At 63.8% G+C, this 21,276-nt stretch carries 21 protein-coding genes; 13 read left to right on the top strand and 8 right to left on the bottom strand.

Annotation, left to right across the window (positions count from 1 at the left end; translation table 11 throughout):
* Positions 1 to 4: 4 nt before the first annotated feature.
* Positions 5 to 838, bottom strand: coding sequence for a transporter associated domain-containing protein (locus tag D3880_RS06135; protein ID WP_119892604.1), 834 nt, complete (start codon positions 836 to 838; stop codon positions 5 to 7).
* Entirely contained in the window at positions 835 to 1,635 is an 801-nt protein-coding gene (locus D3880_RS06140; RefSeq protein WP_119892605.1) for a cytochrome C assembly family protein, read from the bottom strand. Before D3880_RS06140 ends, D3880_RS06135 begins: the two co-directional genes overlap by 4 nt.
* Positions 1,636 to 1,792: 157 nt before the next feature.
* Here D3880_RS06140 and ffh point away from each other — a divergent pair, with 157 nt between their 5' ends.
* From ffh to rplS, 5 genes are all read left to right on the top strand, one after another.
* The gene (ffh, locus tag D3880_RS06145; protein ID WP_119892606.1) at positions 1,793 to 3,166 is read left to right on the top strand and encodes a signal recognition particle protein; all 1,374 of its coding nucleotides are present in this window, start codon (positions 1,793 to 1,795) and stop codon (positions 3,164 to 3,166) included.
* 116 nt (positions 3,167 to 3,282) lie between these two features.
* Positions 3,283 to 3,534 (top strand): 30S ribosomal protein S16, encoded by a 252-nt coding sequence (rpsP, locus tag D3880_RS06150; protein WP_119892607.1) that lies wholly within the window; start codon positions 3,283 to 3,285, stop codon positions 3,532 to 3,534.
* Positions 3,535 to 3,539: 5 nt separating this feature from the next.
* Positions 3,540 to 4,076: a ribosome maturation factor RimM gene (rimM, locus tag D3880_RS06155; RefSeq protein WP_119892608.1), complete on the top strand. Its 537-nt coding sequence runs from the start codon at positions 3,540 to 3,542 to the stop codon at positions 4,074 to 4,076.
* A 20-nt stretch (positions 4,077 to 4,096) separates the two neighbouring features.
* On the top strand, positions 4,097 to 4,849 hold the full coding sequence (trmD, locus tag D3880_RS06160) for a tRNA (guanosine(37)-N1)-methyltransferase TrmD (RefSeq protein WP_119892609.1): 753 nt from the start codon (positions 4,097 to 4,099) through the stop codon (positions 4,847 to 4,849).
* 42 nt (positions 4,850 to 4,891) lie between these two features.
* Positions 4,892 to 5,242 carry a 50S ribosomal protein L19 gene (gene rplS, locus D3880_RS06165; protein ID WP_119892610.1) on the top strand — a complete coding sequence of 117 codons (351 nt, stop codon included), beginning with the start codon at positions 4,892 to 4,894 and terminating at the stop codon, positions 5,240 to 5,242.
* A gap of 102 nt (positions 5,243 to 5,344) precedes the next feature.
* Here the strand turns inward: rplS and D3880_RS06170 are convergent, their stop codons facing one another.
* Both D3880_RS06170 and D3880_RS06175 read right to left on the bottom strand, forming a co-directional pair.
* Complete coding sequence (locus D3880_RS06170; protein ID WP_119892611.1) at positions 5,345 to 6,025, bottom strand: cyclic di-GMP-binding domain-containing protein, MshE-related; 681 nt, start codon at positions 6,023 to 6,025, stop codon at positions 5,345 to 5,347.
* Between the two features lie 116 nt (positions 6,026 to 6,141).
* A complete protein-coding gene (locus D3880_RS06175; protein ID WP_119892612.1) occupies positions 6,142 to 7,974 on the bottom strand; it encodes a cation:proton antiporter in 1,833 nt (610 codons plus the stop codon).
* An 84-nt stretch (positions 7,975 to 8,058) separates the two neighbouring features.
* On the opposite strand from D3880_RS06175, the gene xerD reads away from it, so the two are divergent.
* The 4 genes from xerD to thrC all read left to right on the top strand — a co-directional run bounded on the left by xerD (position 8,059) and on the right by thrC (position 12,645).
* Positions 8,059 to 8,955: a site-specific tyrosine recombinase XerD gene (gene xerD / locus D3880_RS06180; protein ID WP_119892613.1), complete on the top strand. Its 897-nt coding sequence runs from the start codon at positions 8,059 to 8,061 to the stop codon at positions 8,953 to 8,955.
* Positions 8,956 to 9,077: 122 nt separating this feature from the next.
* Positions 9,078 to 9,803: a DsbC family protein gene (locus D3880_RS06185; protein WP_119892614.1), complete on the top strand. Its 726-nt coding sequence runs from the start codon at positions 9,078 to 9,080 to the stop codon at positions 9,801 to 9,803.
* A 116-nt stretch (positions 9,804 to 9,919) separates the two neighbouring features.
* On the top strand, positions 9,920 to 11,224 hold the full coding sequence (locus D3880_RS06190) for a homoserine dehydrogenase (RefSeq protein WP_119892615.1): 1,305 nt from the start codon (positions 9,920 to 9,922) through the stop codon (positions 11,222 to 11,224).
* An 11-nt stretch (positions 11,225 to 11,235) separates the two neighbouring features.
* The gene (gene thrC, locus D3880_RS06195; RefSeq protein ID WP_119892616.1) at positions 11,236 to 12,645 is read left to right on the top strand and encodes a threonine synthase; all 1,410 of its coding nucleotides are present in this window, start codon (positions 11,236 to 11,238) and stop codon (positions 12,643 to 12,645) included.
* 63 nt (positions 12,646 to 12,708) lie between these two features.
* Here the strand turns inward: thrC and D3880_RS06200 are convergent, their stop codons facing one another.
* The 3 genes from D3880_RS06200 to D3880_RS06210 form a co-directional block, all read right to left on the bottom strand.
* Positions 12,709 to 13,509 (bottom strand): substrate-binding periplasmic protein, encoded by an 801-nt coding sequence (locus D3880_RS06200; protein ID WP_119892617.1) that lies wholly within the window; start codon positions 13,507 to 13,509, stop codon positions 12,709 to 12,711.
* A 222-nt stretch (positions 13,510 to 13,731) separates the two neighbouring features.
* Complete coding sequence (locus D3880_RS06205; RefSeq protein ID WP_119892618.1) at positions 13,732 to 14,427, bottom strand: endonuclease; 696 nt, start codon at positions 14,425 to 14,427, stop codon at positions 13,732 to 13,734.
* Positions 14,428 to 14,541: 114 nt separating this feature from the next.
* On the bottom strand, positions 14,542 to 15,738 hold the full coding sequence (locus D3880_RS06210) for a CaiB/BaiF CoA transferase family protein (RefSeq protein WP_119892619.1): 1,197 nt from the start codon (positions 15,736 to 15,738) through the stop codon (positions 14,542 to 14,544).
* A 216-nt stretch (positions 15,739 to 15,954) separates the two neighbouring features.
* Here D3880_RS06210 and D3880_RS06215 point away from each other — a divergent pair, with 216 nt between their 5' ends.
* The 4 genes from D3880_RS06215 (at position 15,955) to D3880_RS06230 (ending at position 20,497) form a co-directional block, all read left to right on the top strand.
* Positions 15,955 to 17,100 carry a GGDEF domain-containing protein gene (locus tag D3880_RS06215; protein ID WP_119892620.1) on the top strand — a complete coding sequence of 382 codons (1,146 nt, stop codon included), beginning with the start codon at positions 15,955 to 15,957 and terminating at the stop codon, positions 17,098 to 17,100.
* A gap of 118 nt (positions 17,101 to 17,218) precedes the next feature.
* The gene (locus tag D3880_RS06220; RefSeq protein ID WP_119892621.1) at positions 17,219 to 17,758 is read left to right on the top strand and encodes a YaeQ family protein; all 540 of its coding nucleotides are present in this window, start codon (positions 17,219 to 17,221) and stop codon (positions 17,756 to 17,758) included.
* Between the two features lie 147 nt (positions 17,759 to 17,905).
* On the top strand, positions 17,906 to 19,621 hold the full coding sequence (gene recJ, locus D3880_RS06225) for a single-stranded-DNA-specific exonuclease RecJ (RefSeq protein ID WP_119892622.1): 1,716 nt from the start codon (positions 17,906 to 17,908) through the stop codon (positions 19,619 to 19,621).
* A 78-nt stretch (positions 19,622 to 19,699) separates the two neighbouring features.
* Entirely contained in the window at positions 19,700 to 20,497 is a 798-nt protein-coding gene (locus tag D3880_RS06230) for an NUDIX hydrolase (protein WP_119892623.1), read from the top strand.
* A 273-nt stretch (positions 20,498 to 20,770) separates the two neighbouring features.
* On the opposite strand, the gene D3880_RS06235 is transcribed toward D3880_RS06230, so the two are convergent.
* Positions 20,771 to 21,247, bottom strand: coding sequence for an ester cyclase (locus D3880_RS06235; RefSeq protein WP_119892624.1), 477 nt, complete (start codon positions 21,245 to 21,247; stop codon positions 20,771 to 20,773).
* Positions 21,248 to 21,276 lie beyond the last annotated feature (29 nt).

Here is a 21,276-nt window from a genome sequence, read left to right on the forward strand (position 1 = left end):
GTGGCTAGGCGCTGGTCTTGGGCGGTGGGCCGACACGCCACGCGCGCACCTGCTGTACACGGTTTTCCCCGGCGGCCAGGGTTTCCAGGCGGTAGGGGCCGATTTTCAGGCATACGCCGTTGTCCGGGATTTGCTCCAGGGCTTCGGTGATCAGGCCGTTGAGGGTTTTCGGTCCGTCGCAGGGCAGTTGCCAGCCCAGCGCGCGGTTCAATTCGCGCAGGTGCAGGGAGCCGTCGAGGCGGTAGCAGCCTTCCTCCTCGCTCTGGATGGCCGGATTGGGGGCGAGCTCATCGAGATTCCCGAACTCGCCCACCAGTTCCTCGAAAATATCCTCCAGGCTGACCAGGCCCAGCACTTCGCCGTACTCGTCCACCACGATGGCCAGGCGGCGCTTTTCCTTCTGGAAGTTCGCCAGCTGAGTCAGTAGCGGAGTGCTTTCCGGAATGAAGTACGGCTCCTTGCTGGCGGCCAGCAACGCCGCGCCATCCAGATCGTCGCGGCCGAGCAGTTGCGCCACTTGGCGCACATGCAGCAGCCCCTCGATGTTGTTGATGTCGCCGCGATAGAGCGGCAAGCGGGTATGCGTGGCGCGCTGCAGTTGCTCGAGGATCTGCGCCGGCGGGGCGTCCAGGTCGATGCCCTGGATTTCACTGCGCGGCAGCATGATCGCCTTGATGCTGATCTGCTGCAGGGCTTGCAGCAGCGAGGCGGACTGCTCGCTCCGCGGTGCTGGCTCGAATGGCTGCACCAGGCGCTTGCGGCTCAGGCTCCAGACCGTCAGGGCGGTGGCCAGGGCAAGCAGAAGGCCGGCGAGTAGACCGCTAGCGAAGGTGTTCATATATGCAGGATGAATTCTCGCACCAGCTTGCTACCGAAGTAGGCGAGCATCAGTAGGCAGAAGCCTGCCAGCGTCCAGCGGATCGCCTGGTGCCCGCGCCAGCCACGCTGATGGCGGCCCCAGAGCAGCATGGCAAAGATCACCCAGGCCAGGCAGGCCAGCAGGGTCTTATGCACCAGGTGTTGGGCGAACAAGTCGTCGAGGAACAGCCAGCCGGAGAGCAGCGAGAGCGACAGCAGCAGCCAGCCGGCCCAGAGGAAGCCAAACAGCAGACTCTCCATGGTTTGCAGCGGCGGGAAGTTCTTGATCAGCCCGGAGGGGTGCTTGTGCTTGAGCTGGTGGTCCTGCAGCAACAGCAGCAGCGACTGGAAGGCGGCGATGGTGAGCATGCCGTAGGCCAGGATCGACAGCAGGATGTGGGCGAGGATTCCGGGTTCTTCGTCAATCGGCTGCACCGTGCCGGCCGGCATGAACTGCGCCAACAGCACGGTCAGGCAGCCGAGCGGGAATAGCAGCAGCAACAGGTTTTCCACCGGAATCCGGGTGCAGGCCAGGAGCGTCAGGGCAATCACGGCGGCGGCGATCAGGCTGGCGGCGTTGAAGAAGTCGAGGCTGAGGCCGCCCGGAGTGATCAGCTGCATAAATAGACTGAAGGCATGGGCGAGCAGGGCGAGCAGCCCTAGCGAGAGGGTGATGCGCGTGTCCGGAGCCTGGCGCTTGGCCAGGCGCAGCGCCTGATAGGCGGTGGTGCCGGCATAGAGGGCGGCGGCCGTGAGGCTGGGCAACAGAGGGTGCATAAGTCCTTGCATGACGGGCCCGAAAGGGCGTGAGTGTGGCATAAAACCGCCATTTCACGAAAGACCGCTGGCGGTGTCGGGCGCGGGGACTCTTCGCTATAATCCGCCGCCTGCCGCAAGCTCAAGCTTGGCTCCGTGGAGTCTGAAAGGAACGCGCATGTTTGAAAATTTGACCGATCGCCTCTCGCATACCCTGCGTACCGTCACCGGTAAAGCCAAGCTGACCGAAGACAACATCAAGGATACTCTGCGTGAAGTGCGCATGGCCCTGCTTGAGGCCGATGTCGCCTTGCCGGTGGTCAAGGACTTCGTCAGCAAGGTCAAGGAGCGTGCGGTCGGCACCGAGGTGTCGAAAAGCCTGACCCCAGGGCAGGCCTTCGTGAAAATCGTACGCGCCGAGCTCGAAGAGCTGATGGGCGCGGCCAACGAAGACCTTGCGCTGAATGCTGTCCCACCGGCAGTGGTGTTGATGGCTGGCCTGCAGGGCGCCGGTAAGACCACTACGGTCGGCAAGCTGGCGCGCTTCCTCAAGGAGCGCAAGAAGAAGAGCGTGCTGGTGGTGTCGGCAGACGTCTACCGCCCGGCGGCAATCAAGCAGCTGGAAACCCTGGCCAACGATATCGGCGTCACCTTCTTCCCGTCGGATCTCAGTCAGCAGCCGGTCGCCATCGCCGAGGCGGCGATCAAGGAGGCCAAGCTCAAATTCATCGATGTGGTGATCGTCGATACCGCTGGTCGGCTGCACATCGATGCCGAAATGATGGCCGAGATTCAGGCGGTGCACGCGGCGGTCAAGCCGGTGGAAACCCTGTTCGTGGTCGATGCCATGACCGGTCAGGACGCTGCCAATACCGCCAAGGCCTTCGGTGATGCGCTGCCGTTGACCGGCGTGGTGTTGACCAAGGTGGATGGTGACGCGCGTGGTGGGGCGGCGCTGTCGGTGCGCGCCATCACCGGTAAACCGATCAAGTTCATCGGTATGGGTGAAAAGAGCGACGCGCTCGAACCTTTCCACCCAGACCGCATTGCCTCGCGCATCCTCGGTATGGGCGACGTGCTCAGTCTGATCGAGCAGGCCGAGCAGACCCTCGATCGCGAGAAGGCTGAGAAACTCACCAAGAAGCTGAAGAAAGGCAAGGGCTTCGATCTCGAAGACTTCCGCGATCAGTTGCATCAGATGAAAAACATGGGTGGCCTCGGCGGCCTGATGGACAAGTTGCCACAGCTGGGTGGCGTCAATCTGGCGCAGATGGGCAATGCCCAGGGGGCGGCGGAAAAGCAGTTCAAGCAAATGGAGGCGATGATCAACTCCATGACCCCGGCCGAGCGTCGTGATCCGGAGATCATCAGCGGTTCGCGTAAACGCCGCATTGCGCTTGGCTCCGGTACCCAGGTGCAGGACGTCGGGCGGCTGATCAAGCAACACAAACAGATGCAAAAGATGATGAAGAAGTTCACTGCCAAGGGCGGCATGGCCAAGATGATGCGCGGGATGGGTGGCATGATGCCGCGCGGCATGCCCAAGCTGTGAGCTTAAAAAGAGCTTTGCAAGAGCCTTGATAATCCTTAGAATATGCGGCCTTTCGGGCCTAGTGTCCGGCATGATTTATCAGATTTGCTAGTACCGACTACAGGAACGATGTTCACATGGTAACTATCCGTCTTGCTCGTGGCGGCTCCAAGAAGCGCCCGTTTTACCACCTGACCGTGACCAACAGCCGCAACGCGCGCGACGGTCGCTTCGTTGAACGTATCGGCTTCTTCAACCCGGTCGCCGCCGGTGGTGAAGTGCGTCTGTCCGTTGATCAAGAGCGTGTGACCTACTGGCTTGGCCAGGGCGCCCAGCCGTCTGAGCGCGTTGCTCAGCTGCTCAAGGACGCTGCTAAGGCTGCTGCCTAAGCCACATGAGTGAGACGCCCACCTCCGTCGATGATTTGGTCGTCATCGGCAAGATTGTTTCGGTGCATGGCGTCCGTGGCGAGGTAAAGGTCTATTCCTTTACCGATCCGATCGACAACCTGCTGAGTTACCGCCATTGGACGCTCCGGCGCGACGGCGAAATTCGACAGGTTGAACTGCTCAAGGGGCGCTCCCAGAACAAGGTTCTGGTGGCAAAGCTCAAGGGGCTCGATGACCGTGATCAGGCACGAACTCTTGCAGGCTTTGAAATTTGCGTTCTCAGAAGTCTGTTGCCGCAACTTACCGATGGCGACTACTACTGGTTTCAGCTGGAAGGCCTCAAGGTCATCGATCAGGCCGGGCAATTGCTCGGACGCATCGACCACCTGCTGGAGACTGGCGCGAACGATGTAATGGTGGTCAAACCCTGCACGGATAGCCTGGATGATCGCGAACGTTTGCTGCCCTATACGGCGCAATGTGTTCTCAGTGTCGATCTGGCGGCCGGTGAAATGCAGGTTGATTGGGATGCGGACTTCTAAATCACGGGTTAGAGCGAAACATGGCTAGCCTGCGCGTTGAAGTCATTACGCTGTTCCCAGAGATGTTTGCCGCCATCAGCGAATATGGCATTACCAGCCGCGCGGTGAAGCAGGGGTTGTTGCAACTGACCTGCTGGAACCCCCGGAACTACACCACGGACCGCCACCACACGGTGGATGATCGGCCCTTCGGTGGTGGACCGGGCATGGTGATGAAGATCAAGCCGCTCGAAGATGCGCTGCTGGATGCCAAGCAAGCGATCGGCAGGTCGGCGAAAGTGATCTACCTGTCCCCCCAGGGTCGTCAACTGAAACAGTCGGCGGTTCGGGAGCTGGCGAATGAGGAAGCTTTGATTCTCATCGCCGGACGTTATGAAGGCATCGATGAGCGCTTTATCGAAGCGCATGTCGATGAAGAGTGGTCGATTGGCGACTATGTATTGTCTGGCGGGGAACTGCCGGCAATGGTGCTGATCGATGCGGTGACACGTCTGCTGCCCGGTGCATTGGGTCATGCAGATTCGGCCGAGGAAGACTCCTTCACGGATGGCTTGCTCGACTGTCCGCACTACACCCGACCGGAGGTGTATGCGGGGAAGCGTGTTCCCGACGTGTTGCTCAGTGGCAATCATGCACATATCCGGCGTTGGCGTTTGCAGCAAGCCTTGGGGCGGACCTACGAACGACGCGTCGATCTTCTGGATAGCCGCTCGCTTTCTGGAGAAGAGAAGAAGCTGCTGGCGGAGTACCTTCACCAGCAGGACGATAGTTAACGTATCGATGGCGGGCCCAATGGCCGGTCTTAGGAGCACAGCATGACCAACAAAATTATTCAGCAGCTCGAAGCTGAGCAGATGACCAAAGAAATCCCGGCCTTCGCCCCGGGCGACACCGTTGTCGTTCAGGTGAAAGTGAAGGAAGGTGATCGCCAGCGTCTGCAGGCCTTCGAGGGCGTCGTGATTGCCAAGCGCAACCGTGGTCTGAACAGTGCTTTCACTGTTCGTAAGATCTCCAACGGCGTTGGCGTTGAGCGTACTTTCCAGACCTACAGCCCGCTGGTCGACAGCCTGGCTGTCAAGCGTCGCGGTGACGTGCGCAAAGCCAAGCTGTACTACCTGCGCGACCTGTCCGGCAAGGCAGCACGCATCAAGGAAAAGCTGGCCTAATCGCCATTTCCGCAATGAAAAAAGCAGCCTTCTGGCTGCTTTTTTCATTTCTGCTGCGAGTAAATCAAAAGGTGCCCGAGGGCGCCTTTTGACGTCTTGCCCTCAGGGGCGCAGGCTGATTTTCAGGCTGGCTTGCGATAGGTCGATGTTGTTCAGCGTCAAACTGCCGAAGTTCTGCTGTGGCGCGGTGCCGGTGACGCGGATGTTGTCGAAGCGCAATTCGCCAATGGAACTGGGCAGGCGCACATTGACCGAGCCATCGGAGTTCATCAGCGAGCTCAGCTGATGGGTGTCATAGCGCACATCTTGCAACGAGGTTGCTGCCTCCAGGCTGTTCAGTACGGGCATGACCAACTTGGCCAGTTGGCTGACGGTAGCTACTCCGGTGCCTTGTTCAGCTTGCAGAAACAGCCCTTGCAGCGCTTCGTCCAGGCCTTGGGCGTTGACGTTGCGCATTTCGCGGTCGTTAAGCGGCTTGAGTCCGCTCGGCGTTTCCTCGCGGCTTGCGCTGTTGCTCGGTTGCATGCGCTGGATGTCCGCCGCGGCAAGCTGGAACGGGCTGAGCAGCGCGGCAACCAGGGTGGCGGCCAGGCGCAGATTGCTTTGCTTCTTCAGGGCTTTGCTGAGTTGCCGTTCGCTTAGCAGACCCTGTTCGACGAGGATCTCGCCCAGGCGCTTGTGGTGGGTAAGTTGCAGCCGGATGGCTTGGTCCAACTGGGCGCGGCTGATCAAGCCCTTGTTGATGAGGATCAGGCCAAGGCGGGAATGCTGTTGGCTGGGCATGGGAAGGAGTCCGTGGTGCATTGATGGCTATGTGCAATCATGATGCGTGTAGCCGGCGCGGCTGTCACCAGACCAAAGATAGGGTGACGAGCCGTTTCATCGCCCTCTAACGCTCACTACGACGGATGGTGGTCGATCGGCGTCGAGCCGCCATCTGCGGGCTCGATCAGCGCGACCAGCACCCAGCCCGGCTGTGGGGTGGCGGTGACGTCCGGGCTTACCACATGCACCCAGCCATCCGGCCCACGGGCGAACAGCAGCGCCGCGCGATTGCCATGCAGCGCTTGATAATCTGCCCAGTCGAAACCGCTGGTCAGCGTCGTGGTGTACAGCTCGGCACCCTTGCTCAGGCGGTTGGCCAGTTGTGCATAGGTCAGCGGCTGGCTGCCGAAGGTTTGGCCGCGGTGTTCGTGGCTGGCCCGATGTTTGTCACTGCGATGGTTCTCCAGGCCGCTGGCCAGCGAAAACAGCCGTTGCCTGCCGAATTCGTGGCGGTAACGCATGCACGCCAGGGTGTTGAGTTCGCCGCCCGGTGACAGCGCCAGCAGACGGCCGAGGCCGACCAGATCGAGATTAGCGTCGGCATGTTGTGAGGCCGGGTTGCCGAAATAGGTCGGCAAGCCTTCCATGCGCGCGGCACTGATGTTCTCCCAGCTGGAGTCGGTCAGCAGCACGCGGCTGCCAAGCTGTTGCAGGGTTTTGGCTAGCTCGCGAGCGGGCGGATGGGCGCCGACGATCAGGAAGCCGCTGGGCGCCGGCTCGGCAACTTTTAGCAGGCGCGCCAGCGGCCGGGAGGTGGCGCTTTGCAGGACCACGGTGCCGATGATCACGGCGAAGGTCAGTGGCGCCAGTAAGTCGGAGCCGGCGTGCCCAGCTTCACTCAGGCGCTCGGCGAAAATCGCCGAAACCGCGGCGGCGACTATACCGCGCGGGGCAACCCAGGAGAGCAGGAAGCGTTCGCGCCAGTGCAGGCTGGAGCCCCAGGTGGACAGACCGACATTGAGCGGCCGGGCGACGAACTGGATGATCGCCAGCAACAGCAGCACCGCCGGGCCGAGCGCCAGCAGGGCCTGCAGGTCGAGGCGGGCGGCGAGGAGAATGAACAAACCGGAAATCAGCAGCACACTGAGGTTTTCCTTGAAGTGCAGAATCGGCCGCACATCCACGCCTTTCATATTCGCCAGGCCCATGCCCATCAGTGTCACGGCCAGCAGGCCGGATTCGTGCATGGTCTGGTTGGCGGCGATGAACACGCCAAGTACGGCGGTTAGGGCGGCGAGGTTGTGCAGGTATTCCGGCAGCCAATGGCGGCGCAGCAGTTGCCCAAACAGCCAGCCGCCGACAAGGCCGAAGGCGCAGCCGCAGAAAATCACACCGACGAAGGTCTCCAGACTGTTCAGCAGCCCTTGGCCTTTGTCCTGGGTGACGATGTAGGTGTAAACCACCACCGCCAGCAGCGCGCCGATCGGGTCGATGACGATGCCCTCCCAGCGCAGGATGTTGGCGATCGAAGCTTTCGGCCGGATCACCCGCAGCATCGGCACGATCACGGTCGGCCCGGTGACCAGGGTCAGGGTGCCGAACAGCAGGGCCATCTCCCAGGAAAAGTCCAACAGGTAGTGGGTGGCCAGCGCGATCACCGCCCAGGTGGCTAGGGCGCCGAGGGTGACCATGCGCCTTACTACAGTGCCGATCTCCTGCCATTCGCTGAAGCGCAGGGTCAGGCTGCCTTCGAACAGGATCAGCGCAACCGCCAGGGACACCAGGGGGAACAGCAGCGGGCCGAACAGGGCTTGCGGGTCGAGCCAGCCGAGCAGCGGGCCGACGAGGATGCCGCAGAGCAGGAGAAAGAGGATTGCCGGGAGTCGCAGGCGCCACGCCAGCCACTGACAGGCGAGGGCCGCGCCGCCGATACCGCCGATGGCGAGGAGGATCTGTTGTTCGTTCATGGAGCGTCCTGAGGTCGGAATCCTGGCCGTACATGGCCACGCTATGAAAGACTAACGTTGCCCCGCTCGCAGATATAGCCCCTTATGCCCGCTCTGGACCATCCGCTGATCGACCGTTTCCTCGATGCCCTCTGGCTGGAGAAGGGCTTGTCCGAGCACACCCGCGCGGCTTATCGCAGCGACCTCGCGCATTTCAACGGCTGGCTGCAGGAACGTGGCCTGGAACTGCCCGAGGCCGGGCGCGAGGTGATCCTCGATCACCTCGCCTGGCGCCTGAGCGAAGGCTATGTGGCGCGCTCCACCGCGCGCTTTCTCTCCGGTTTGCGCGGCTTCTATCGCTATCTGCTGCGCGAGGGGCTGATCGTCAACGATCCGACCTTGCAGGTGGATTTGCCGCAGATCGGCCGGCCGCTGCCCAAGTCGCTCTCCGAAGCGGATGTCGAGGCACTGCTGGCTGCCCCCGAGCTGGGCGAGCCGATCGGCTTGCGCGACCGCGCCATGCTCGAAGTGCTGTACGCCTGCGGGCTGCGGGTGACCGAACTGGTCAGCCTGACCCTGGAACAGGTCAACCTGCGCCAGGGCGTGCTGCGGGTGTTCGGCAAGGGCAGCAAGGAGCGTCTGGTGCCCTTGGGTGAAGAGGCGATGGTCTGGATAGAGCGTTACATGCGCGAGGCGCGGCCCTTTCTGCTCGACGGCAAGCCCAGCGACGTGCTGTTTCCCAGTCTGCGTGGCGGGCAGATGACCCGGCAGACCTTCTGGCACCGGATCAAGCATCAGGCCGGTGTCGCCGGGATCGGCAAGGCGTTGTCGCCGCATACCCTGCGGCATGCCTTCGCCACCCATTTGCTCAACCACGGCGCCGACCTGCGGGTGGTGCAGATGCTGCTGGGGCATAGCGACCTGTCGACCACGCAGATCTACACCCATATCGCCAAGGCGCGCTTGCAGGAGTTGCATGCCCAACACCATCCGCGCGGCTGAGAACTCGTCCACGCATTGGGGCCGGTGAAACGCCCGTCCGACCTGCTGTGATCGGCCAATCCGGGCATCTGTGGTAGGCTGCATCGATCCGCAACATCGTCCGCCGCTCGACAGGAGTACCCATGCGCGTGACCCGAATTTTAGCTGCCGCCGCCTTTGGCCTGGTCAGCAGTGCCGCTCTGGCCGCCGATCCCGACCAGGCGATCCGCAGCACCTTGAAAGCCCTGCAACCTGACCTGCCGATCGAAGCCATCGCCGAGAGCCCGATGAGCGGCATCTACCAGGTGCACCTGAAAGGCGGTCGCCAGCTGTATGCCAGCGCCGATGGCCAGTTCCTCATGCAGGGCTACCTCTATCAGTTCAAGAATGGCCAGGCGGTCAACCTCACCGAACAGGCCGAGAGCCACGGGGTGGCCAAGGAAATTAACGCCATTCCCACCAGTGAGATGGTGGTGTTCGCGCCCAAAGAGCCGAAGACCCATATCACCGTGTTTACCGACACCGACTGCGGTTACTGCCAGAAACTGCACAGCGAAGTGGCCGAGCTCAACCGCCGCGGCGTCGAAGTGCGCTATGTGGCCTTCCCGCGTCAGGGCATCGGCAGCCACGGTTACAACACCCTGGTCAGCGTCTGGTGCTCGAAGGATCGCCAGGCAGCGATGAACCAGGCCAAGTCCCGCGAGGAGCTGCCGGCGGCCAAGTGCGATAACCCGGTGGCCAAGCAGTTCGAGCTGGGGCAGATGATTGGCGTGCAGGGCACTCCGGCGATCGTCCTGGCCAACGGGCAGATGATTCCCGGCTATCAGCCGGCGCCGCAACTGGCCAAACTGGCTCTCGAGGCCAAGTAATCCGGGGCTTGTGGCAGATTGACTAATAGCCAGCCGCTTCGTAAGGTGCGGCTCCTTGAATATTCACGGCCGAGCATCGCTCGGCCGTTTTACGCAGTGCAGATGGGGAGTTCAGTGTGAAACCGGTCAAAGTTGGCATCTGTGGGCTGGGTACCGTCGGTGGCGGTACGTTCAACGTGCTCAAGCGCAACGCCGAGGAAATCGCGCGGCGTGCCGGGCGTGGCATCGAAGTGGCGCAGATTGCCCTGCGCTCGCAGAACCCGCAGTGCGACATTACCGGTACTCCGATTACCAACGACGTGTTCGCGGTGGCCAGCAACCCGGACATCGACGTGGTCATCGAGCTGATCGGCGGCTACACCATCGCCCGTGATCTGGTGCTCAAGGCCATCGACAATGGCAAGCACGTGGTCACCGCCAACAAGGCGCTGATCGCCGTGCACGGCAACGAGATCTTCGCCAAGGCCCGCGAGAAGGGCGTCATCGTCGCCTTCGAGGCCGCCGTCGCCGGCGGTATCCCGGTGATCAAGGCGATCCGCGAGGGTCTGGCCGGCAACCGCATCAACTGGCTGGCCGGCATCATCAACGGCACCGGCAACTTCATCCTGAGCGAAATGCGCGAGAAGGGTCGTGCCTTCGACGACGTGCTCAAGGAAGCCCAGGCGCTCGGTTATGCCGAAGCCGATCCGACCTTCGACGTCGAAGGCATCGACGCCGCGCACAAGTTGACCATCCTCGCCTCCATCGCCTTCGGCATCCCGCTGCAATTCGACAAGGCCTACACCGAAGGCATCACCCAGCTGACCACCGCCGACGTCAACTACGCCGAAGCGCTGGGCTATCGCATCAAGCACCTCGGCGTGGCGCGCCGCACTGACAAGGGCATCGAGCTGCGTGTGCATCCGACCCTGATCCCGGCCGATCGCCTGATCGCCAACGTCAACGGCGTGATGAACGCGGTGATGGTCAACGGCGACGCCGCCGGTTCGACCCTGTTCTACGGCGCCGGCGCCGGCATGGAACCGACCGCCTCCTCGGTGGTCGCCGATCTGGTCGACGTGGTTCGCGCGCTGACCACCGACCCGGAAAACCGCGTGCCGCACCTGGCCTTCCAGCCGGATGCGCTGTCCGATCATCCGATCCTGCCGATCGAGGCCTGCGAGAGCGCCTATTACCTGCGCATCCAGGCCAAGGATCACCCGGGCGTGCTGGCCCAGGTGGCGAGCATCCTCTCCGCGCGCGGCATCAACATCGAGTCGATCATGCAGAAGGAAGCCGAGGAGCACGACGGCCTGGTGCCGATGATCTTGGTCACCCATCGCGTGCTCGAGACGCAAATCAACGAAGCGATCGGCGCCCTCGAAGCGCTCAGCGACGTGGTCGGCAATGTCGTGCGTATCCGCGTCGAGCAACTGGTCTGAGGTAGAAAGTCATGCGTTATATCAGTACCCGCGGCCAGGCTCCGGCCCTGAATTTTGAAGATGTGCTGCTGGCCGGTCTGGCCAGCGATGGCGGCCTGTATGTGCCGGAAAACCTGCCGCGTTTCACCCAGGAAGAGATCGCCTCCTGGGCCGGCCTGCCGTACCACGAACTGGCCTTCCGGGTGATGCGTCCGTTCGTCACCGGCAGTATCCCGGATGCCGAGTTCAAGAAGATCCTCGAAGAAACCTACGGCGTGTTCGCCCACAACGCCGTGGCGCCGCTGCGCCAGCTGAACGACAACGAGTGGGTACTGGAGCTGTTCCACGGCCCGACCCTGGCGTTCAAGGACTTCGCCCTGCAACTGCTCGGCCGCCTGCTCGATTATGTGCTGACCAAGCGCAATGAGCGCGTGGTGATCATGGGCGCCACCTCCGGCGACACCGGTTCGGCGGCGATCGAAGGCTGCAAGGCGTGCGAGAACGTCGACATCTTCATCATGCACCCGCACAACCGCGTGTCCGAGGTGCAGCGCCGGCAGATGACCACCATCCTCGGCGACAACATCCACAACATCGCCGTGCAAGGCAACTTCGACGACTGCCAGGAAATGGTCAAGGCCAGCTTCGCCGACCAGGGCTTCCTCAAGGACACCCGCCTGGTGGCAGTCAACTCGATCAACTGGGCGCGGATCATGGCCCAGATCGTCTACTACTTCCATGCGGCCCTGCAGCTCGGTGGCCCGGCTCGTTCGGTGGCATTCTCGGTGCCGACCGGTAACTTTGGCGACATCTTCGCCGGCTACCTGGCGCGCAACATGGGCCTGCCGATCAGCCAGCTGATCGTCGCGACCAACCGTAACGACATCCTGCACCGCTTCATGAGCGGCAATCAGTACGTCAAGGACACCCTGCACCCGACCCTGTCGCCGTCGATGGACATCATGGTCTCGTCCAACTTCGAGCGCCTGCTGTTCGACCTGCACGGCCGCAACGGCGCGGCGATCGCCGGCCTGATGGACACCTTCAAGCAGGGCGGCGGTTTCAGCGTCGAGGCAGAGCGCTGGACCGAGGCGCGCAAGCTGTTCGATTCGCTGGCGGTAAACGACGAAGAAACCTGCGAGACCATCGCCCAGGTGTACGAGGAGTGCGGCGAGTTGCTCGACCCGCACACCGCCATCGGCGTACGCGCCGCGCGCGAATGCCGCCGTAGCCTGGCCATCCCGATGGTCATCCTCGGCACCGCGCACCCGGTCAAGTTCCCCGAGGCGGTGGAGAAGGCCGGTGTCGGTCAGGCTCCGGCGCTGCCGGCGCATTTGGCCGATCTGTTCCAGCGCGAAGAGCGTTGCACCGTGCTGGCCAACGACCTGAAGGCGATTCAGGCCTTCGTCAGCCAGCATGGCAGTCGCGGCAAGCCGCTGTAAGATGCAGAGGTAACCCAACAAAAAGGCCAGCTATCAAGCTGGCCTTTTTGTTTGTGCGGGCGGCTAGTTCGGGATGCCGTAGCGCTGCAGCAGGGCTGGCAGCTCGCCGCTGGCCTTCAGCCCGGCAATCGCCTGGTCGATCTGCGGGAGCAACTCAATCGTCGCCGATTTACGCGAGAGGCCGATGAAATACGGGGCTTCGTAGTAGGGCCGGGCGGCGCGGACGATCACGTCCTTGAACTCGGGGTGTTGCGTGAGCTCGAGGGCGGTCAGGTCGATGGCCAGGAAGGCATCGATGCGCCCGAGCTTGGCCATCTGGAACAGCTGCTGCACGGATACCACCTCGACCACCTGCAACGGCAGCTCGCGGCGTGCCCGGTCGAAGTTCGCGCCGTAGTTGTGGCCGATGACGATGCCGATCAGCAGTCCTTGCAGGTCGCGCCAATCGCTGAACTCGATGGGCAACGGGCGCTTGACGTTGTAGTAGAGGTAGCCGCGCTTTTGCAGGATGGGCGCGGAAAAGGCCAGAAAGCCGGCGCGCTCGGCGTTGTAGCTGACCATGCTGACGCCGTCTTTGTCGCCCTGACGCAGCTTCTGCATCATGCGCTGCTGTGGCAGCAATTCGATTTCCACCCGACGGCCCAGGCGGCCGGCGATCAAGTGCAGCAGTTCGTAGGACAGGCCTTTGCTGGCCAGACCGTGGGTTTCCTCGGTGAAGGGCGGCCAGTTGGCTTCTTCGACGAAGTGCAGGGCGGCGCCGCTGGCGGGCTGTTGCCCGGAGTCCGCGAGGGCAGGAAGGCTCATGCTGCCGGCCAGAGCCAGGAGCAGCAGAAGCAGCCGGCAAGCCAGGGCGGTCTTGTTCACAGGTGCTTTCTTCGGGAGCGGTTCAGAGTAGCGACCTCACTCAGCCTATGGGGTCCAGCCGAGCGGATGCTTTCACTCGGCAGCATGCACTTTCACCGCCGCATCAAAGCGCATCTGACGGACGGAATCCAGCCATCCTTGAATCATCATCCCCTCGGCTGATGATGGTTTGACGACTGTGAGATGGTTAAGGCGAGGGTTTGTGCTTGCCTGCTGCGCGAGTCAGCTCCCGCAGGCGCGCTTGTTGAAGCCGTCGACGTAGGGATTGCCCCAACCCATCACGCAGCCGACCCGTTGGTTGCGCTGGCGTTCCCAGGTTTTTACCGGGTACTGCTTGTTCCAGGCGCTGTACAGCTGCCGGCTCTGCTTCGACAGCCGCAGCTGGTAGCGGTCGCTCATGTACAGGTAGGTGCGGGCGATCATGCCGCGGGTTTCCTTGCGCGGCATGGCGATTCGCGCCTTGAAGTCCACCACCATCGGGCAGGCACCGTATTGACTGGGTGGCTGCGGCAGCCAGCCGTAGGCGAAGTTGCCGCGGTCGCCGTTGATCTCGCCGATGCCCGGCACCAGGTTGTGCAGGTCGGCCTCGGCGCGCTGGTAGACCTTGTCGTTCTTCGCACAGTTCTTGCGCCCGCCGTTTTGCCAGCACTGGCGCTGATGGCCGATCTGCCAGGCAGGGACTATGTGTTCCCACTCGATGCGCGCGGCGCGCTTGGGATTCTTGCGCGGCTGGTAGCCACAGCTCTTCAGGTCGACGCGGTTGCCGCGAAATTTGCAGCCGCAATAGAACTCGATGGATTGCCGGCCATACAGCTTCCAGCCGATTTTCTTGGCTTCGCTGAAGGTGCGTGGCGGGTTGGCGAGGGCGGTGGCGCAGAGGCACAGGAGCAGGACGGCGAGGGTACAGCGGGCGCGCATGCGGCAACTTCCAAAAGTGCCGCATCATACCGGCCTAGAGCGCTTTGCCAAGGCTGGCAAGGTGCTGGCCAAGGCGGGAAGGCCGGCAACTCTAATGGTCGCCGGCACCCGCATTCACAGGGCGCCGCTGGCCTGTAGCGCGGCGATCTGCTCGGCGCTGTAGCCGAGCGCGCTGAGCACTTCGCGGTTGTGCTCGCCCAGCGCCGGGCCGGTCCAGGCCACTTCTCCCGGGGTGTCCGACAGCTTGGGCACGATCCCCGGCATCTTGAATGGCTTGCCGTCCGGCAGCTTGGCGGAGAGGAACATCTCGCGGGCCAGAAATTGCGGGTCGGTGAACATGTCCGCGGCCGAATAGATGCGGCTGGCCGGCACCTCGGCGCGGGTCAGCAGGGCCTCCACCTCGACCAGTGGCAGGCTGGCGGCCCAGCGGTCTATCACCCCGTAGAGCTCGTCGCGGCGCGCATCGCGGCCGTCGTTGCCGGCCAGGCTCGGATCATCAGCCAGATCAGCCCGGCCGATGGCGTGCATGAAGCGCTTGAAGATCGCATCGCCGTTGGCGCCGATCTGGATATGTCTGCCATCGGCGCAGGTATGGATGGAGGAGGGGGTGATGCCGGGCATGATGTTGCCGCTGCGCTCGCGGATGAAGCCGAACACGTCGAACTCCGGGACCATGCTCTCCATCATGGCGAAGATCGCCTCGTACAGCGCCACGTCCACCACCTGGCCCTGGCCGCCGTTGACCTCGCGGTGGCGCAGCGCCATCAGCGCGCCGATCACGCCCCACAGCGAAGCGATCGAGTCGCCGATGGAGATGCCGGTGCGCACCGGAGGGCGATCCTCAAAGCCGGTGATGTAGCGCAGCCCGCCCATCGACTCGCCGACCGCGCCGAAGCCCGGTTGGTCCTTCAGTGGCCCGCTCTGGCCGAAGCCGGACAGGCGCACCATCACCAGCTTGGGATTCAGCGCATGCAGCACCTCCCAGCCGAAACCGAGCTTCTCCAGCACGCCGGGGCGGAAGTTCTCGATCAGGATGTCGGCGCCTGCCAGCAGCTTCTTCAGCACCTCGCGCCCCTGCTCGTGCTTGAGGTTGAGGGTGATCGACTTCTTGTTGCGCGCCTGCACGAACCACCACAGCGAGGTGCCCTCGTAGAGCTTGCGCCACTTGCGCAGCGGGTCGCCGCCATCGGGCGACTCGACCTTGATCACCTCGGCGCCGAATTCGGCGCAGATGCGCGCGGCGAAGGGACCGGCGATCAGAGTACCGAGTTCGACCACTTTCAGGCCGGCGAGGGGTTTGACGCTGTCCATCTCTTCAATTCCATCCAGCGAAACAGGTCCGGCGACTCTAACCCGCGCTTCTCGGTGAGAACAGCGCGTCAGGTGATGTCTTTTTAAAGGCGCTGCTGGCGGCGGCAGAACAGGCCACGTAGAGTGAGGCCCTCTGCTTAGTGCCATTCGTTTCGCATTTCTCATGCCCACGCGCATCGCCATTTCCTGCTTCCGCTCCGTCGACCGTGCCCAGCCATGCAGCTGAGTATCCCGACGCTGATGGTCATGGATATCTACATCCTGCTGTTGGTCGGTGTGCTGATGCTGCACGCGTGGAGCCGCGGCCGGCGCGACGCGACCCTGGGTTACCTGGCGACGGCGCTGCTGCTGGGCACCCTGGGCACGGTGCTGGTTAGCCTGCGCGGCCAGGGCGTCGACTTCGTGTCGATCCTGGCCGGCAACGTCGTTCTCCATTTGAGCGCCGCGTTGAACTGGACCGCGCTGCGGGTCTTCACCGGGCGGCGTATCCATCCGCCGGGCGCGCTGGCCGGCGCGGTGCTCTGGCTGCTGCTCTGCCTGTTGCCGATGTTCTACCAGTCGCTGGCTCTGCGGGTGCTGGTCGGGTCGCTGACCATGGCGGCCTATGCCGGTCTCGGCGCTTTCGAGTTGTGGCGCAGTCGGCGGCAGTTGGAGGTGGATTTCCGTCCGGCGCTGGCGCTGCTGCTGTTCCACGCCGCGTTCTATTCCGTGCGTGCGGTGGTGGATCGCGGTATGCCGTTCGATACCCTGGACCAGGGCAACGCCTTCTTCGCCCTGCTGGTGCTGGAGACGCTGCTGTATGCAATCGGCATCGCCTTCGTCACCCTGGCGATGGTCAAGGAGCGCGCCGAGTTGCGTTACAAGAGCGCCGCGCTGCGCGATCCGCTGACCGGCATCGGCAACCGCCGGGCGTTCATCCACGGTGCCGGGCAACTGCTCGCCGAAAGCAAGCGGATGCAGCGGCCGGCGGTGGTACTGCTGTGCGACCTCGACTACTTCAAGCGCCTCAACGACAGTTTCGGCCATGCCGTCGGCGACCAGGCGCTGGCCGCCTTCAGTCAGATTCTCAGCAGCCGTACCCGGCAGCAGGATGTCTGCGCGCGGATCGGCGGCGAGGAGTTCGCCTGCCTGCTGGCCGATGCGGATCATGGGGTGAGCCTGGTGCTGGCCGAGCGGGTGCGCCGGGAGTTTGCCGAGCTGCCGTTCGTCGCCGGTGCGCAACTCAGCGTGAGCATCGGCATCGCCGATGCCGCCCAGGCCAACCACGAGCTGACCCGCCTGCTGTCGCTCGCCGACCAAGCGCTCTACGCGGCCAAGGCGGCGGGGCGCAACCGGGTTGAGGTTTACCGGGAGACGTCCTGAGCGGCTGTTGGCGATCTGCGGCGTGTCGCCGAGATGGCGTCAAGCAAGATCGTGACAGGCTTCGGGAGGTGAATTCGGGGTAGACTGGCGCCCCTCTGAATCGCCAAGAAACCCGCCCATGGCCCTGCAAGCGACACCCTACAAAGTCGACCTCAACCTCACCGACCTGGATCGCAACGTCTACGAGAACCTGCGTTTCACCGTGGCCAAGCACCCCTCGGAGACCGAAGAGCGCCTGGCCGTGCGCCTGATCGGCTATGCGCTGTGGTACCACGAGCAGCTGGCCTTCGGTCGCGGTCTGTCGGATGTCGACGAGCCGGCGCTGTGGGAGAAGAGCCTGGACGACCGCGTGCTGCACTGGATCGAAGTCGGCCAGCCGGATGCCGAGCGCATCACCTGGTGCTCGCGGCGCACCGAGCGCTTCAGCCTGCTGGCCTATGGCAGCCTGCGGGTGTGGCAGACCAAGGTGCTCGACAGCGTGCGCAGCCTGAAGAACATCAACGTGGTGGCGGTGGAGCAGGAGGCGCTGGAGAACCTGGCCCGTGACCTGCCGCGCTCGATCGGCTGGAGCGTGATGATCAGCGATGGCCACCTGTACGTCACCGATGAGCGCGGCCAGCACGAGATTCCCTTGGAGTGGCTGCACGGCGAGCGTTGAGGCGCTTTGATCGTTCCCACGCTCCGCGTGGGAATGCAGCCCTGGACGCTCCGCGTCCGTCTGGGCTTGCCGGGACGCGGAGCGTCCCTGGAGGGGTTCCCACGCGGGAGCGTGGGAACCATCAATAAACCCGACTAAAGAATCCGCATGCGCATCGAATCCCGCCCGCTTCCCGCCACACTGCCCGATCTGGGTAATCTACCGCCGCTGTTGACCCGCCTCTACGCCGCTCGCGGCGTGCAGTCCGCCGCCGAGCTGGACAAGGGCCTGGCGCGCTTGATCCCCTATCAGCAGCTGAAAGGCATCGACGCCGCGGTGGAGCTGCTGGTGCAGGCCCTGGAGCAGCGTCAGCGCATCCTCATTGTCGGCGACTTCGATGCCGACGGTGCCACCGCCAGTTCGGTCGGTACCCTCGGCCTGCGTATGCTCGGTGCGGCATCTGTCGATTATCTGGTGCCGAACCGCTTCGAGTACGGCTACGGCCTGACTCCGGAGATCGTCGCCGTGGCCCTGCAACGTCAGCCGAAGTTGCTGATCACCGTCGACAACGGCATCTCCAGTGTCGACGGCGTAGCGGCGGCCAAGGCGGCTGGCCTGCAAGTGCTGGTCACCGACCACCACTTGCCCGGCCCGGAGCTGCCGGCGGCGGATGCCATCGTCAACCCCAACCAGCCGGGCTGCGACTTCCCGAGCAAGGCGCTGGCCGGTGTCGGGGTGATCTTCTACGTGCTGCTGGCGCTGCGTGCGCGCCTGCGTGAGCTGGGCTGGTTCGCCCGTCGTGGGCTGGCCGAGCCGAATCTGGCCGAGCTGCTCGACCTGGTGGCGCTGGGCAGCGTCGCCGACGTGGTGCCGCTGGACGCTAACAACCGCATCCTCGTCCACCAGGGCCTGGCGCGCATCCGCGCCGGCCGTGCCCGCGCCGGGCTGCGGGCGATTCTCGAAGTGGCGGGCAAGCAACACGGACGCATCAGCTCCACCGACCTCGGCTTCATCCTCGGCCCGCGCCTGAATGCCGCGGGCAGGCTGGACGACATGAGCCTGGGCATCGAATGCCTGCTCTGCGACGACGAGGCGCTGGCCCGCGACATGGCGGTGCAGCTGGATCAGCTCAACCAGGACCGCAAGGCCATCGAGCAGGGCATGCAGCGCGAGGCGCTGGCGCAGCTCAAGGATCTGCCGCTGGACGAGCTGCCGTTCGGCCTGTGCCTGTTCGAGGCGGACTGGCACCAGGGCGTGATCGGCATCCTCGCCTCGCGCCTGAAGGAGCGTTACCACCGCCCGGCGATCGCCTTCGCCGATGCCGGCGACGGGGTGCTCAAGGGCTCGGCGCGCTCGGTTCCCGGCCTGCATATCCGCGACGCACTGGATGCGGTGGCGGCTAAGCATCCGGGGCTGATCAGCAAGTTCGGCGGCCATGCCATGGCCGCCGGCCTGTCGTTGCCGACCGAACATTTCGGCGCCTTCGCCGCTGCCTTCGATGCCGAGGTGCGCCGGCAATTGAGCGAGGACGACCTGACCGGCCGCCTGCTGTCGGATGGTGCGCTGGCGGTCGAGGAGTTCCATCTGCCGCTGGCCAAGGAGCTGCGCAATGCCGGCCCCTGGGGTCAGCACTTCCCCGAGCCGCTGTTCCATGGCGTGTTCCAACTGGTGCAGCAGCGCATCGTCGGCGAGCGGCATCTGAAGGTGGTGCTCAAGAGCGAGTGCGGCTCGCTGCAACTGGACGGCATCGCCTTCGGCGTCGACCGCGAGCTGTGGCCGAACCCGACGGTGCGCTGGGTCGAACTGGCCTACAAGCTCGACGTCAACGAGTACCGCGGCCAGGAGTCGGTGCAGTTGCTGATCGCCCATATCGCTGCACGATAAGGCTTAAATCCCCTGCGCCGGGCCGCGGCCCTTCCTGTACCTTTGGGAAAGCCCGATAACAACAAGAAAGGCCAGGCCATGATCGATTCACCTTCCTCGTGCCAACCCCGGCCCGCCACCACCGTGCTCCTGCTGCGCCCCAGCCCTACCGGCGACGCAGCGCTGGAGGTGTTCATGGTGCTGCGCAACCATCAGATCGATTCCTTCTCCGGCGCCCTGGTGTTCCCCGGCGGCAAGCTGGAAAGCGCCGACGCCGCTCCGGCCCTGCGTGCCCGCTGCCCGGGTGCCGAGGGCTGCTCCGACGAGGAACTGGCGTTTCGCATCGCCGGGGTGCGTGAGGCGTTCGAGGAGTGCGGCATCCTGCTCGCCTGCAAACGTGGCGAAAACGAGTTATTGAGCGCGGCGCAGCTGGCACCCATCGAGGCACGCTGGCGGGCGAAGCTGAACAGCGACGCGGCGAGCATCGCCGAGTTGGTCGAGGCCGAGGACTTGCTGCTGGCGGTCGATCGCATGGTGCCCTTCGCCCACTGGATCACCCCGGACTTCGTCCCCAAGCGCTTCGATACCTGGTTCTTCGCCGCTGTGGCGCCGGCCGATCAGATGGCCCTGCACGATGGTTCGGAGACGGTCGATTCGCGCTGGGTCGCACCCGCCACTGTGCTGGCCGAAGCCAAGGCCGGGCGGCATACCCTGGTGTTCGCCACCGAGCAGAACCTGCACCTGCTCAGTCAGGCCGGCAATGTGGAGCAGGCGCTGGAGGCGGCGCGCAACCGACGCATCGTCGCGGTGCAACCGTGGCTGGAAGAGATCGACGGCGTGCGCCACCTGCGCATTCCGGCTGATGCCGGCTACGCGCGGACCAGCGTGGCGCGTTGAGGCGGTGAGGTAGATCCGGATGCAATCCGGGAAGCGGAGTTGCCTGGTACCCCCGGATTCCATCCGGGCTACGGATTGCTTCGTAGGATGGGTTGAGCCTGCGACACCCATCGAATCGCAATGATGGCTATCGTTACGCTCAACCCATCCTCCGGACTGGCGCTGGTCCGCAGGGGCGACAATCCCAAAAAACGCTAGAGCGCTTGCGCTGCTCCTGCTCCGCAGCATCTGCGGCCTGCCGTACCGAGGCAGGCCCCAGAGCTTGGCGCGGCCTTACCAGCCCAACTGCTTGTTGAAGCCCAGGGCGTCGTAATAGTCGCCCTGGTAGGCGATCTTGCCGTCCTTGACCCGCACGAAACTGACCCCCTCGAACTTCAGCGGTTTGTTGGTGGCCGGGGTTTCCGCGCTCCAGGCGCCGCTGTTGATGCCGCTGAATTCCCACTGGAAGGCGATGCCGTCGGCGCTGACGATGGGTTTGCTGGTCATCAGCCACTTGAGGTCCGGTACCGCGCCGATGAACACCTTGATCACGTTGTCGCGGGCGGCGGCCTTGCCGTTCTGCGGGGTGCCGACGGTGGCATCGAAATACACCGCATCTTCGGCAAGGAAGCTGGCGGCCTTGTCGACGTCATGGGCGTTCCAGGCGGCCATGTAAGCGTCGACGACGGCCTTGGGATCGTCCGCTGCCTGGGTCAGGCCGGCTAAAGCGCAGAGCAGGACAAAGCTGAAACTACGCAGGGCGTGTCGCATTTTTCTTCTCCTGTAGGGTGTGAGTGCGC

The sequence above is a fragment of the Pseudomonas cavernae genome (genome assembly GCF_003595175.1).
In the GTDB taxonomy this organism is placed as follows: Bacteria; Pseudomonadota; Gammaproteobacteria; order Pseudomonadales; family Pseudomonadaceae; genus Aquipseudomonas; species Aquipseudomonas cavernae.

Excerpts from the sequence above, each read along its gene's own strand:
- D3880_RS06135 (WP_119892604.1), bottom strand. The coding sequence starts at position 838 with ATGAACACCTTCGCTAGCGGTCTACTCGCCGGCCTTCTGCTTGCCCTG.
- D3880_RS06140 (WP_119892605.1), bottom strand. The coding sequence starts at position 1,635 with ATGCACCCTCTGTTGCCCAGCCTCACGGCCGCCGCCCTCTATGCCGGC.
- ffh (WP_119892606.1), top strand. The coding sequence starts at position 1,793 with ATGTTTGAAAATTTGACCGATCGCCTCTCGCATACCCTGCGTACCGTC.
- rpsP (WP_119892607.1), top strand. The coding sequence starts at position 3,283 with ATGGTAACTATCCGTCTTGCTCGTGGCGGCTCCAAGAAGCGCCCGTTT.
- rimM (WP_119892608.1), top strand. The coding sequence starts at position 3,540 with ATGAGTGAGACGCCCACCTCCGTCGATGATTTGGTCGTCATCGGCAAG.
- trmD (WP_119892609.1), top strand. The coding sequence starts at position 4,097 with ATGGCTAGCCTGCGCGTTGAAGTCATTACGCTGTTCCCAGAGATGTTT.
- rplS (WP_119892610.1), top strand. The coding sequence starts at position 4,892 with ATGACCAACAAAATTATTCAGCAGCTCGAAGCTGAGCAGATGACCAAA.
- D3880_RS06170 (WP_119892611.1), bottom strand. The coding sequence starts at position 6,025 with ATGCCCAGCCAACAGCATTCCCGCCTTGGCCTGATCCTCATCAACAAG.
- D3880_RS06175 (WP_119892612.1), bottom strand. The coding sequence starts at position 7,974 with ATGAACGAACAACAGATCCTCCTCGCCATCGGCGGTATCGGCGGCGCG.
- xerD (WP_119892613.1), top strand. The coding sequence starts at position 8,059 with ATGCCCGCTCTGGACCATCCGCTGATCGACCGTTTCCTCGATGCCCTC.
- D3880_RS06185 (WP_119892614.1), top strand. The coding sequence starts at position 9,078 with ATGCGCGTGACCCGAATTTTAGCTGCCGCCGCCTTTGGCCTGGTCAGC.
- thrC (WP_119892616.1), top strand. The coding sequence starts at position 11,236 with ATGCGTTATATCAGTACCCGCGGCCAGGCTCCGGCCCTGAATTTTGAA.
- D3880_RS06205 (WP_119892618.1), bottom strand. The coding sequence starts at position 14,427 with ATGCGCGCCCGCTGTACCCTCGCCGTCCTGCTCCTGTGCCTCTGCGCC.
- D3880_RS06210 (WP_119892619.1), bottom strand. The coding sequence starts at position 15,738 with ATGGACAGCGTCAAACCCCTCGCCGGCCTGAAAGTGGTCGAACTCGGT.
- D3880_RS06215 (WP_119892620.1), top strand. The coding sequence starts at position 15,955 with ATGCAGCTGAGTATCCCGACGCTGATGGTCATGGATATCTACATCCTG.
- D3880_RS06220 (WP_119892621.1), top strand. The coding sequence starts at position 17,219 with ATGGCCCTGCAAGCGACACCCTACAAAGTCGACCTCAACCTCACCGAC.
- recJ (WP_119892622.1), top strand. The coding sequence starts at position 17,906 with ATGCGCATCGAATCCCGCCCGCTTCCCGCCACACTGCCCGATCTGGGT.
- D3880_RS06230 (WP_119892623.1), top strand. The coding sequence starts at position 19,700 with ATGATCGATTCACCTTCCTCGTGCCAACCCCGGCCCGCCACCACCGTG.
- D3880_RS06235 (WP_119892624.1), bottom strand. The coding sequence starts at position 21,247 with ATGCGACACGCCCTGCGTAGTTTCAGCTTTGTCCTGCTCTGCGCTTTA.